The following is a 13173-nucleotide window of genomic DNA, read 5'->3' on the forward strand; positions in this document are numbered from 1 at the left end:
GGGCTTTTCCACGGAAGAAGGCCCCTCTGTTGTCTGCGTGAATGAAACTCCTACTCACAGAGCAGAACAGAGTAGAGGGGAAGTAGGGAAGCGGGTGCAGCCCGGTTGAGGAAGGGTAGGGATGAGAGTCCTCAATCCACCGCGCGATCGCCATCTGGGTTGGAGAAGAGTGCAGTCGGCCTAAATCTCTCGCTATTTTCAGGCGCAACCGCTACCCTAGAATAATGAAGCACCGCTTTAGACCATTCTTGCCCATCGACCTCGTTGAGTCTTGCACGGCGCTGTTGGTGCTTTTTTCAATCCGCGATCGGGGAGTTCATGTTAGCCAAAATAACAGTTTATGCAGAATCATCCTGAGTACCATTCCAATGGTAAATCTTTCCCGCTGTGAATGTAGTGGCCACTCAACATACACCCTAAAGAGTAATGCATCGTCTGATGAGAAAATTCGCATCCGAAAGGAATTTCCTAAAGCGGTTCTTCCTGAAAATTAGCCAGAGTTTCAAGACATTTGTTTTGCTGCATTTCCCGTCAAACGGGAAGCAGAAAATGTCAAAAACTAAGCGATTATTGATTTTGTTTTTGGCATTTTTCATATTGCCTGTAAGCTTCGGACTATTTTCGGGTCAAGCCAATAGTCAAATGCCCGACACGAGATATTACAGCCAAAACATACCCGTACCGATACCCAATGAGTGGGGAGATGAAAACGGTAACAACGAGGACACCGAGAACAACGAGGAGAGTGAGGTAGACGAGGACAGCGATTCCCTGCAACCGTTTGATGAAGCGGTGAAAGATGCTGAAAAACTGCCCGGACTTTTCACCCTTTACCACAATAAGAAAACTGGCAAAGTTTACCTGGAGATTCAGCCGGAACAACTGGACCAAAACTTCTTATGCGTGATGACTCTAGCATCCGGGATTGGAGAAGGAGGATTGTTTCGCGGAATGCCCCTCCAGGATTTTCTGTTTTTCTTTAAACGGGTGAACAAAAACATCCATTTTGGGGTTAGAAATGTTTATTTCCGTGCAAATCCGGGAGATCCCATTGAGCGATCGCTCAACCGTTCCTTTAGTGATTCTGTTCTAGCTTCTTTACCCATCGAAAGCATTCATCCCGACCGGGAAAGCCTGCTGATTGACCTGAATAAACTCCTAATTGAGCGCCAGGATATTAGTGGGTTAACGTCCATTTTACCTTGGTTATTAGGAAGCGCCTACATTCGAGATACGGATAAATCCTATTTTGGGCGAGTTCAAACCTTCCCCGCCAATGTAGAAATTGAGTCCGTCTATGGGTTCAGTGGCGGCGATGATTTATTCGCCAATGTCGAGAGTTTGCCTGATAGTCGGGGGTTTTCCTTAAACGTGAATTATAGCCTTTCCGCACTGCCGGTTAACAATGGCTTTCGTCCCCGATTAGCAGATAACCGAGTCGGCTATTTTATCACTGCCTATCAAGATTTGTCCGACACTCGCAGTAAAGAACCGTTCCAGCGTTATATTAACCGCTGGAATTTGGAAAAAGAAAACCCCGATGCGCCCCTTTCTCCCCCGAAACAGCCGATTGTTTTCTGGATTGAAAACAACGTTCCGGTAGAATATCGGGATGCCCTGCGTGAAGGCATCGAAGTCTGGAATCAGGCATTTGAGAAAGCTGGGTTTATTAATGCGATCGAAGCGCGACAGATGCCCGATAATGCGGTTTGGGATCCGTCAGATGTTCGCTACAACACCATTCGCTGGTCCAGTTCCTTTGAATCCTGGTTTGCCGGAGTTGGTCCCTCTCGCGTCAACCCCCTCACCGGGGAAATTTTAGATGCGGATATTCTCATTGATGGGAATATCGTGCGAACTATCAAAAATGAATATCGCACCCTGATTCAACAACAACCCAATGCCTCAGAAATGACCTTCTTGGGCAAAATGTTACAAGGGACTCCCTGCTTCCCCGGGATGAGTGGCAACTCTGGCATGGGTAACGGGGAAGCAATGACGGGGAATTCCGGTGCCCCGGTACAGCAACCGCCCCAGGTGCACAGCTTCGTCCGCAAGATGATGGAAAGATACGACCTCTGCTATGGCATGGAAGCGCCACAACAGTTGGCGATCGGGGCAATGGGTTTGTCCATGCTTCATAATGCCTTTCCCAGTGGGGAGGAAATGACACAATATATCAATCAGTATCTAACATTTCTCACAGCCCATGAAGTTGGTCATACCTTGGGACTGCGCCATAACTTCCACGGCAGTACCATGTTATCACCGGAGGAGTTGCATAATACAGAGCTTACTCGCACAGAAGGTATGGTTGCTTCTGTCATGGACTATGTACCCGTGAACTTGGCACCCAAGGATCACAAACAGGGTGACTTTTTCCCGATGTTAGTCGGTCCTTATGATGAATGGGCGATCCAATATGGGTATAAACCGATGCCTGAGATGCTACCTCAACAAGAACAGCGGGAACTGGAACGAATTGCCGCTGAAAGTAGCACTAACCCCGATTTAGCTTATGCCCCTGATGAGGATTCGATGGATATTCTCAACCCAGCGGCGAATATGTTCGACCTCAGTGGCGATATGCTGCAATACTCCGAGTGGCAGTTGGAAAATGCCCGGGAAATGTGGGAACGCCTGGATACACGCTATCCCGTCAGTGGAGAAAGTTTCACAGAAGTTCGGCGGATGTTTGATACCGTGTTTTCCTATTATTTCCGACAGGCAATGAATGCGACTCTCTATATTGGGGGTCAATGGTTTAATCGCAATCATGCTGATGGCAATGGACGCTTACCCTTTGAACCTGTATCCGTGGAGAAACAGCGTCAGAGTTTGGCATTGCTGCAAAAGTACATTTTTGATGAAACAGCATTACAATTTCCGCCGCAACTTCTGAATAAATTAGCCCCCGATCGCTGGTATCACTGGGGTGCAGTTCCCGTAGTTTATCCCTTGGATTATCCCATTCATCAACGGATTAATTTACTCCAACGGGTCGTTCTGCGCGAGTTGTTCTCCTATCTAAGGCTAATGCGCTTACAGGATTTAGAATTAAAAACTGAACCCGGTCAAGCGTTGACCATGCAGGAACTATTTGACACCCTAGAAAAGGGAATTTGGACCGAGGTTGTTAATCGCCCCGATGATTTAAAAGTGATTTCCAGTGTCCGCCGAAGTCTACAACGGGAACATCTAGGGATGTTAATCAGTATGGTGTTGCGAACCTCTAATGTTCCTGATGAAGCCCGAACCCTTGCCCGATATAACTTAGGGCAACTCCGAGGGTCCGTGGACAATACCCTAAAACGGCGAGGACGACATCTGGATACGGCCAGTAAAGCCCACCTAGAGGAAACTCGCGATCGCATCGATAAAACCCTAGAGGCACAGTTCCAATCCGGTTGAAATTGAGGAGATAGGGAGGATGGGGGAGACGGGGAGGATCGGGAGGATCGGGAGGATCGGGGAGATTTCGACATAAATTCCTTCTTCCTGTTCGTAGTAACGACTTCAGTCGTTATCCCCTCCCCGTTCCTAGTAACGACTTCAGTCGTTATCCCCTCCGGTGTTCGTAGTAACGACTTCAGTCGTTCCCCCCTTCCCGAGTAGAGACAATGGAGTACAATTCTCTAAAAGCATCTGGAATTCCAGTGCTTTTGGTGAATCTTCCTTTCCTCCAACTCCTCCTAACCCTTTCTTCTATATAGACTGGCACATGACATTTATCTCGATTGTCTACGCCCTCTTTCTCCTAAGCATCCTGGGTATCTACTGGACCGTTAATAAACAGCGATCTCGCCTGTGGATTCTGTTAATCGCCAGCTTAGTCTTTTACACCTCCCTCCAGGTGGAGTACATTCCCCTGTTGCTGCTAGGGACTTGGATTAACTACCGCATCGGACGGGCGATCGCCAAAACCTCCGAACGTCAACCCAATCCCCAAACCTGGCAACTTGTCACCGACGACTGGCAAACCCAATTTGCCGCCTGGGAACGCCGCCGCCTCATCGGATTATGGGGCGGTATCCTCTTCAACATCCTGGTACTCGCCGGATTCAAATACATTCCCTTCATCTTCAACAGCCTAGGGACCTGGTTTGGCTTACCCGCCGCCCAAGAAACCGCCACTTGGTTTCAACAAAACATTCTCCCCCCATTAGGACTGAGTTTTTTCGTCTTTGAATGCATCGCCTACCTCATCGACGTTTATCGCGGTTCCCCCGCCTCCGCCCAATTTCTGCGCTTTGCCTCCTATAAACTCTTTTTCCCCAAACTCATCTCCGGACCCATCACCCGGTATCATCATTTCCAACGACAACTCAAAACCCTCATTTTTCCCTCCTCTCATGACTGGGTAGAAGGACTTTGGTTGATTGCCTGTGGCGCATTCAAAAAAGGAGTCGTAGCCGATCGCCTAGGAATCTTCGTCACCCTCAGCTTTGAAAACGTCCAACGCGCAGGCAGCGGTGACCTTTGGTTAGCTACCATAGCCTATGGATTACAACTATTTCTCGACTTTAGCGGTTATGTCGATATCGCCCGAGGCAGCGCCATCCTCCTCGGATTCAACCTCCCCAAAAACTTCAACTTCCCCTACTTCAGTACCAGCATTGCCGACTTTTGGCGACGCTGGCATATCACCTTGGGAGATTGGTTGCGAAACTATTTATACTTTCCCCTAGGCGGGTCGCGAGTTGGATTAGCCCGCACCTGCCTCAACCTCATCATCGTCATGTTAATCGCCGGAATTTGGCATGGTGCCGCCTGGGGATTCATCCTCTGGGGTGCAGTCCACGGCATCGCCTTGGCAGTCCATCGCCTCACCGACATCCTCTCCAAACGAGTCGAGGGGTTAAAACTCCTCTGGAAAAGCATTCCCGGCATTCTCTTCAGTTGGTTTCTCACTCAAACCTTCGTCTTTTTAGCCTGGATTCCGTTCCGCCTCCCCAACCTCAGAGAAGCCGGATGGGTGATGCAGCACTTCTGGGGACATACCGGAGACATCCAATTCACCGAGAAAGTCTATCTGGAAAGCCTTGGGTTACAGCGCATTGAAGTCACCTTATTGTTGGTGTTAATTTGGCTAATCATGACCCTAAGTTACGCCATGAATCGGGGATTGAAATTGCAGCTAAACTGGCCGATTAAAATTGCCTTAGTTCCCCTTTGTTTGTACGCCGTGTGGATTTTTGCTCCAGAAGGGGGTTTACCCTATATCTACTTTGATTTTTAAACCGCACCGCAAATCAGCAAGACCCGGCGGGGGATAAATCCCCCGCCTAACAGCTAAAGTCGTCTAAAGACGACTGATCGTCTTATCCAGCAGTGTTTTTAGTCGGTTAAAACCCTTAGCGGTTGTTACCTCTGCTGCAAGATGTCAGTAGTAACGACTTCAGGCGTTATCTTCTCTTAGTTCGTAGTAACGACTTCAGTCGTTCTCTTCTTAAGTTCGTAGTAACGACTTCAGTCGTTTCTTACTCCTATCAAATAAGCTTTAAATAAACGATGAACTACCAAAAGAGACAATCCATTCCCGGTAATTTTTTCAATTAATCCCCGTTTTTTTAAAGACTGCACGACTTTCAAAAACTCAGCATCAGACAACGCCAACTCAGTCGGGTTTTGAAAAATATCTGCTGCTTCCTGGTTTGCCAACCACCGAATCACCAGTTTTTCCGACGCCGACAACCGTTGATAATACCCTTGCAAGCGGGATTCTAAATCTCCGAGAAAGAGACTGGGATAGGATAAGAAGCGATCGATACTACCATTAAATAAATCTTGAATCGTAGAAGCAATGATATTTAACCAGGAAGGGTTGCCGCCATAAATCTGGATGAGTTCCCCCCATTTATCCGGCTCAGTATAAAAGTATGAGTATCTAATAAAACTTTCATAGCCCCCAAAAATCATCCGGTAAAGGCTCATCAAAATCATTACTCATCACCATTGCCCCATAATTTAATCCGACTTTCGGTATCATAGGTTGCTGACTGGGCAAGGGCAGCACTTTGGCAAAAGGTACTCCCTCAGAAGTTAACAGGATCTCGGTCTGATTCTGAAGATCCGCCAATAATTCGATTAAGTTCTCCGGTAAGCTAGTAATCTCAAAGGTTTTCGGCGACATAGTTTCATCGGCGTTAACTTTCCCAGTTTTGTCTAGTATAATGCTATTTTTCTAACTTTCACAGTCCTAGAGCCGGATGTTTGTATCCACGACTCCCTCCTACTGCGCGCCTCCCTGCCTAGCCCCTATCGAGTCTGAATGCTGACGACCCACCTTTTCAGCACAATATGGGTATCAAGCAGGTATTTCATTCCCAATTTTGAACTTCCGCCTTATCGCCTTGCTTATTCATAACTTAATCTCGAATAAAGAGCGAGGCAAACCAGACTGGCGAATAATTGACTGCAACGTGCCAATTTTTATTTTTTTATAGTTAGGCACTGGAACGGTAACAGTTGATTCCAAATTATTTAAGCGGCACTCAATTTCGGAAGCCCTAGCCGTCTCAAAAAAAGTTCTAAGGCTTCAATTAAATTAGAACGGGCTTGTTCAACTGTGTCACCTTGACTAGCCAGAGCTAGTTCTGAACATAAAGAAACATATCCATTCCCTTCTCGTTCAATGATTGCGGTGAGTTGTTGAGTGTGGTTAATATGCTTTTTTGGGGAAAAATTCAAGGAATTATGTCCTGATTTTAGCCTATTTTATTTTGAAATCATAGCACGATTAAGATTAACGATTAATAGAGTAAAAGGTGAACCGAGGTTGTGCATTTGCAAAGCAGTAGGTTAGGAGACTCAAGCCGATCGCCTATGATACCCGAAACATATCCCTTTCTTAATTCCCCATTGCCCGGGACTGGATAAACCAAGCCCCGTTGACTTCTGCCATCGGGTCTAGGAGCTGTACAGCAGAGGCTGGTAGAATGGCCTAAGCCTTGCAGAATCAAGTTTTTGGGGATTTTTCCTGGAATCTCCATCGGGAGGGTTTTTGTGGGGAGGTTTCATGGTATGGTTTGGATCAGCAAAATAAGCGTACCCAGTTTAAACGGCCTACCCATTCTCAAGAGTTAATCATGTCCCTGTTCGTCAGTGTTTCTCGGTCTAGGTTTCAGCTAACTTGTCCACCGTAAGCGGTGGAGATGCTCTGCAATGGATGCTCGAACCCAGACGGTTAAGGCACTGTGGGATATGCATTAATGGGATTTGAGGCTAAAAATTATGCAGATTAAACCGATTGAGTCAGTTTGATTCTGGCTATATTTACGGCCTTATTGTGCCGCAATTTTTGTGATGATGTTAGGGGAGGAAATTTGAACAGTCGCAGACTCAGACAAGAGTGGTTTTCCAATGTGCGCGCGGATTTGTTGGCGGGTGCAGTGGTGGGTTTGGCGTTGATTCCCGAGGCGATCGCCTTTTCAATTATTGCTGGAGTTGATCCCAAAGTTGGACTCTATGCCTCTTTTATTATTGCCGTAATGACTGCCTTTTTAGGAGGTAGACCCGGGTCGATTTCGGCAGCGACGGGGGCGATGGCGTTGCTGATGATTGATTTGGTCCAGGATCATGGATTGTCCTATTTATTTGCAGCAACCTTGTTGACGGGAATTATCCAAGTTGTGTTTGGGTTTCTCAAACTGGGACGGCAGATGAAATACGTTCCCCGGGCGGTGACTATTGGCTATATTAATGCGTTGGCGGTGTTAATTTTTCTGGCCCAGTTGCCACAATTGACGGATGTTCCTCTGGCAGTTTATGTGCTTACAGGTCTGTCTTTGGCGATTATTTATATTTTGCCTCGGTTTACGAAAGCGGTGCCATCTCCGTTGGTGGCATTGGCGGTGATGACGATCGCCGCGATCGCCCTCAAATTAGAAGTCCCCAGGGTCGGTGATATGGGCGAATTACCCACTGCCTTACCCTTCTTTGCCTTGCCACAAGTTCCGCTGACTTTAGAAACCTTACAGATTATTTTTCCCTATTCTCTAACCTTGGCAATTGTCGGGTTATTGGCCTCATTTCTCACCGCTTCCTTGGTGGATGAACTAACGGATACGCCGAGTGATAAAAACCAAGAAGCTAAAGGACAAGGAATTGCCAATATTGTGACGGGGTTTTTTGGTGGCATGGCCGGATGTGGGATGATTGGACAATCGGTGATTAATGTCCAATCCGGGGGACGAGGACGGTTATCAACCCTCGCTTCTGGGGTGTTTCTCTTATTTGCAATTCTGGTGTTGCAAGATTGGGTGAAGCAAATGCCGATGGCGACTTTGGTTGCCGTGATGATTATGGTCTCTATTGGGACATTTCGTTGGTCCTCGTTTAAAAATATTCCCCGGATTCCTCGCAGTGAAACCTTGGTCATGTTAACTACCATGTTCGTGACCATTTTTACGCGAAATTTTGCCTTGGGTGTGGTGACAGGAATTGTCATGAGTACGGTGTTCTTCTCCCGCAAAATTGCCGATTTGGTGTTTGTGGATAAGGTTCTGAGCACCGATGGAACACACCGGATTTATAAGGTGACAGGACAGATTTTCTTCTTATCTAAGGAAGACTTTCTGGCGTCATTTGATTTTACTGAACTGGTCGATCGCGTCACCGTAGATTTAACTCACGCCCATCTTTGGGACCAAGGGTCTGTGGAAATGCTGGATAAGATTGTGATTAAATTCCGCCGCAATGGAACTGACGTAGAATTAATCGGTTTAAATCAAGCCAGTGCAACGTTGTACGACAAATTGGCCACCTACAAACAACCGGATCTCTCCCCTAAATCTGACCTGGGGAAAGAACAGAACGAAGCCGAATATCTATCCCATCATTCCCAGTAACATGAAAAAGATTTTGATTTGCACTGATGGATCGCCCTTTGCGGAAACTAGCTATCGGTATGGCGCTTATTTTGCCAGAAAACTAGAGGCAGAAATTGATGTATTGTCTGTGACGGATATTCGCAGTCAGCAGGCTGTTTCGACGGGAAATTTAAGCGGCAGTATTGGGATTGATGCCTCGGAAAATTTGCTGAATCGGTTGGTGGAGTTGGAACATGAAAAAGCCAAAATTAACCACCAACGGGCCAAACTTATTTTACAAACTGCTGCGAGTTGTCTCAAATCGGAAGGAGTCGATCGCATCAATCTGATCCATAAAACCGGCTTTTTGGTGGATTGCTTGGATGAGTTTGAGGCGAGTTCTGATTTAATTGTCCTAGGGAAACGAGGGGAATCGGCGAGTTTTGCTTCGAGTCATTTAGGGGCGAATTTAGAACGGATTGTCCGAAGTAGCCGGAAGCCTTGCTTGGTAGTTCCGCTGGAATATCAACCGATTGACCGTGTATTGTTGGCTTATGATGGCAGTCCTACGGGGCAGAAAATGCTGCAATTTATTCGGGAATCCCCGTTATTTAAGGGGGTGGACCTGCATATTGTGAAGGTGGCTACAAGTAAGGACAGTCCCACGGCAAATCCCAGATTGCAGGAAGCAGAACAAGCTTTGCAAGGGTCTGGATTTAAGCCGGTGATTTGCCGTTTAGAAGGGGAACCAGAAAAGGCGATCGCCTCCTATATTACCGAACAAAATATCGGTTTTTTACTCATGGGTGCCTATGGTCATAGTCGGATTCGTCATTTAGTCATCGGCAGTACCACTGCCCAAATGTTGAGAAGTAGCAATATTCCGGTATTATTATTTCGTTAGTCCAAGTGGAATAAATTTAGCATCATTGTTTAATTGAGGAAACGCTTTCATGCAGATGATCAATACGATTCATTTTGGTAACGTCAAAGGCGATCTTTTTGGAGGGTTAACGGCAGCAGTTGTCGCCTTACCGATGTCCCTTGCGTTTGGGATTGCTTCAGGGGCCGGTGCTTCTGCTGGGTTATGGGGGGCGATATTAGTCGGCTTTTTCGCCGCTGTATTTGGCGGGACTCCCAGTCTGATTTCTGAACCCACAGGACCGATGACGGTTATTGTGACCGCAGTCATTGCCGAATTGATGGCCAAGAACCCAGAAAATGGGCTGGCGATGGCATTTACGGTGGTGATGATGGGGGGGGTTTTCCAAATTCTCTTTGGTGTGTTGCGATTAGGGAAGTATATTACCATGCTTCCTTATAACGTAATTTCCGGCTTTATGACGGGAATTGGCGTGATTCTAATTTTCCTGCAACTTGCTCCCTTTATTGGTCAAAAAACGCCTGCGGGGGGGGTGATTGGTGTTCTCAAGAATTTCCCGAATCTCATTGCAAATATTAATCCTTTGGAAACGATTTTAGGGATAATAACTCTCGCGATTCTATTCCTTTACCCGGCTAAACTGAAACGGTTTATGCCTCCGCAACTGGTGGCTTTAGTGATTGGAACGGGAATTTCTTTGATTTTCTTTCGCGGCATGGAGATTCGCACCATTGCCACGATTGGAGAAATCACACCGGGGTTACCCACACTCCAGATCCCGACATTTACTGCGGACAATTTGCGGTTAATGTTTGTGAATGCGATGGTTTTGGGGATTGTAGGTTCGATTGATTGTCTGTTAACTTGTTTGGTGGCTGACAGTTTGACCCGGACCGAACATAAATCGAATAAAGAATTAATTGGTCAAGGGATTGCGAATTTAATTACTGGTTTATGCGGTGGGATTGCTGGTTCTGGGGCAACGACAGCAACGGTAGTGAGTATTCAAGCGGGGGGAAGAACCGCATTAGCCGGGATTACTCGGGCTTTAGTATTGTTGATTGTTGTTTTGTGGGCGGCCCCTTTAACTTCGGTGATTCCCTTGGCGGTGTTAGCGGGAATTGTTCTCAAGGTCGGGATTAATATTATTGATTGGGGGTTCTTGAAACGGGTTCATAAAATTTCTTGGAAAGCTGCGGGGATTGTTTATAGTGTCGTGTTACTCACGGTGTTTGTCGATTTAATGGTCGCGGTGGCCGTGGGGGTATTTATTGCGAATATTTTGACGATTGAGCGTTTGGATGAACTGCAATCTAAATCAGTGAAAGCGATTACTGATGCGGATGACCAAATTGTGTTGACGGAAGAGGAAAAACAGGTTTTAGATTTAGCGAATGGGCGGGTTTTACTGTTCCATTTGAGTGGACCGATGATTTTTGGGGTGGCGAAAGCGATCGCCCGGGAACATAATGCGATCGCCAATTATGATGTGCTAATTGTGGATTTGGGTGAAGTGCCGATTTTAGGCGTGACTTCTTCCCTGGCGATTGAAAATGCCATCCAAGAGGCGATCGATGCCGGACGGGATGTGATTGTTGTCGGTGCAACGGGTAAAGTAAAACGACGCTTAGAAAAATTGGGGATTGCCGGGTTAATTCCCGGGAACCACTGGATGGGCGATCGCCTAACGGCCCTCAAAGAAGGGTTATCGATGGTTCGAGAGAAACAAAGCGTTAGCTATAATGAACTTCAGCAACCCTTTTCACCCATTTCTGAGTCTTAACCCTGAATGCCCTTTGAGGAACGAATGTCATGCAACTAGAGATGCAACCTGAACAAACCCAGAGTAATTCCCCAGACGATCGCCTCAATTGGGAAGTGAATCGTCGCCGGAATTTTGCCATCATTTCTCACCCCGACGCTGGTAAAACCACCCTGACAGAAAAACTCTTGCTGTATGGAGGGGCAATCCAAGAAGCAGGGGCAGTTAAAGCAAAACGGGCGCAACGTAGCGCCACCTCAGACTGGATGGCAATGGAACAACAGCGGGGGATTTCGATTACTTCCACGGTTCTACAATTTCAGTATCAAGAACATTTACTGAATCTGTTAGATACCCCCGGACACCAAGATTTTAGTGAAGATACTTATCGGACTTTGGCAGCAGCAGATAATGCGGTGATGCTCATTGATGCGGCCAAAGGTTTAGAAACTCAAACTCGAAAACTGTTTGAAGTCTGCCGAATGCGGCAACTTCCGATTTTTACCTTCATTAATAAACTTGATCGCCCGAGTTTATCACCTCTGGAGTTGATTGATGAAATTGAGCAGGAATTAGGGTTAAGCACCTATGTGGTGAATTGGCCGATCGGGACGGGGGATCAGTTTCGGGGTGTGGTCGATCGCCGCCAACAAAAAATTCACCTGTTTGAAAAAAGTGCTTCCCACGGTAGCAAGAAAGCGACGGATACAGTCATTCCCATCGGTGACCCTCGCCTAGAATCCTTGATAGAACCGGAGTTGTATCAGCAACTTCAGGATGATTTAGAATTGCTGGATGGAGTCAGTCCGGAACTGGATTTAGGGGCGATTCATCAAGGCCAATTAACCCCGGTGTTCTTTGGTAGCGCCATGAATAACTTTGGGGTAGAGTTATTTTTGGAAGCCTTTTTAGACTATGCGATCGCCCCGGCCCCCCATGACAGTGACCAGGGAGAAATTCCCCCAACCTATCCAGAATTTTCCGGATTTGTGTTCAAATTGCAGGCGAACATGGACCCGAAACATCGCGATCGCGTCGCCTTTTTGCGCGTCTGTTCCGGTCAGTTTGAAAAAGACATGGTGGTAACCCATACCCGTACCGGCAAGACCATTCGCCTCTCCCGTCCGCAGAAATTATTTGCCCAGGACCGGGAAACCGTAGAAGTCGCCTATGCTGGGGATGTAGTCGGATTAAATAATCCAGGTAGCTTTGCGATCGGGGACACAGTTTGCATGGGGAAACCAATTCGCTATCCGGAAATTCCCTCCTTTTCTCCAGAACTGTTTGCCTTCCTCAAAAATGCTGACCCGACGAAGTATAAAAACTTCAACAAAGGCGTGTCAGAATTGCAAGAAGAAGGGGCTGTACAAATCCTCAACTCCACCGATGAAAGTAAGCGCGATCCGATTTTAGCCGCCGTGGGACAACTCCAATTTGAAGTCGTCCAATTCCGGTTAATCAATGAATATGGGGTAGAAACTCGACTAGAAATTTTACCCTATTCCGTTGCCCGATGGGTCGTGGGAGGTTGGGAAACCTTAGAAAAAGTCGGTCGCCTCTTTAACACCTTTATCGCCAAAGACCGCTGGGACCGTCCTGTTTTATTGTTCAACAATCAATGGAATTTGGACCAAAACTTGGCCGACCATCCTGAACTCAAAGTTAGCCCGATCGCCCTACCTCCCACCTAATAGTTTACAGGGGAGTTAAAATGTTTG

General features: G+C 46.9%; 10 protein-coding genes. 6 read left to right on the forward strand and 4 right to left on the reverse strand.

The window, feature by feature from the left end:
- Nucleotides 1–549: 549 nt before the first annotated feature.
- Both NG795_RS14750 and NG795_RS14755 read left to right on the forward strand, forming a co-directional pair.
- Entirely contained in the window at nt 550–3411 is a 2862-nt protein-coding gene (locus NG795_RS14750) for a zinc-dependent metalloprotease (protein WP_367289422.1), read from the forward strand.
- Nucleotides 3412–3721: 310 nt separating this feature from the next.
- A complete protein-coding gene (locus NG795_RS14755; protein WP_367289423.1) occupies nt 3722–5239 on the forward strand; it encodes an MBOAT family O-acyltransferase in 1518 nt (505 codons plus the stop codon).
- A 230-nt stretch (nt 5240–5469) separates the two neighbouring features.
- On the opposite strand, the gene NG795_RS14760 is transcribed toward NG795_RS14755, so the two are convergent.
- From NG795_RS14760 to NG795_RS14775, 4 genes are all read right to left on the reverse strand, one after another.
- Nucleotides 5470–5934 carry a hypothetical protein gene (locus tag NG795_RS14760; protein WP_367289424.1) on the reverse strand — a complete coding sequence of 155 codons (465 nt, stop codon included), beginning with the start codon at nt 5932–5934 and terminating at the stop codon, nt 5470–5472.
- On the reverse strand, nt 5900–6133 hold the full coding sequence (locus NG795_RS14765; protein ID WP_367289425.1) for a toxin-antitoxin (TA) system antitoxin: 234 nt from the start codon (nt 6131–6133) through the stop codon (nt 5900–5902). The genes NG795_RS14760 and NG795_RS14765 overlap by 35 nt, the downstream gene beginning before the upstream one ends.
- Before the next feature lie 228 nt (nt 6134–6361).
- A complete protein-coding gene (locus NG795_RS14770; RefSeq protein ID WP_367289426.1) occupies nt 6362–6454 on the reverse strand; it encodes a hypothetical protein in 93 nt (30 codons plus the stop codon).
- 29 nt (nt 6455–6483) lie between these two features.
- A complete protein-coding gene (locus NG795_RS14775; RefSeq protein ID WP_367289427.1) occupies nt 6484–6690 on the reverse strand; it encodes a type II toxin-antitoxin system HicB family antitoxin in 207 nt (68 codons plus the stop codon).
- Between the two features lie 635 nt (nt 6691–7325).
- Here NG795_RS14775 and NG795_RS14780 point away from each other — a divergent pair.
- The 4 genes from NG795_RS14780 to prfC are packed head-to-tail and all read left to right on the forward strand — an operon-like array spanning nt 7326 to nt 13146.
- Nucleotides 7326–8849, forward strand: a complete 1524-nt coding sequence (locus NG795_RS14780) for a SulP family inorganic anion transporter (protein WP_367289428.1) — start codon at nt 7326–7328, stop codon at nt 8847–8849.
- 1 nt (nt 8850) lies between these two features.
- On the forward strand, nt 8851–9714 hold the full coding sequence (locus NG795_RS14785) for a universal stress protein (protein ID WP_367289429.1): 864 nt from the start codon (nt 8851–8853) through the stop codon (nt 9712–9714).
- Nucleotides 9715–9763: 49 nt separating this feature from the next.
- Complete coding sequence (bicA, locus tag NG795_RS14790; protein WP_367289430.1) at nt 9764–11476, forward strand: bicarbonate transporter BicA; 1713 nt, start codon at nt 9764–9766, stop codon at nt 11474–11476.
- Between the two features lie 41 nt (nt 11477–11517).
- Nucleotides 11518–13146, forward strand: coding sequence for a peptide chain release factor 3 (gene prfC / locus NG795_RS14795; protein ID WP_367289490.1), 1629 nt, complete (start codon nt 11518–11520; stop codon nt 13144–13146).
- The last annotated feature ends 27 nt before the right edge of the window (nt 13147–13173 follow it).

Source organism: Laspinema palackyanum D2c (assembly GCF_025370875.1).
Classification (GTDB): domain Bacteria; phylum Cyanobacteriota; class Cyanobacteriia; order Cyanobacteriales; family Laspinemataceae; genus Laspinema; species Laspinema palackyanum.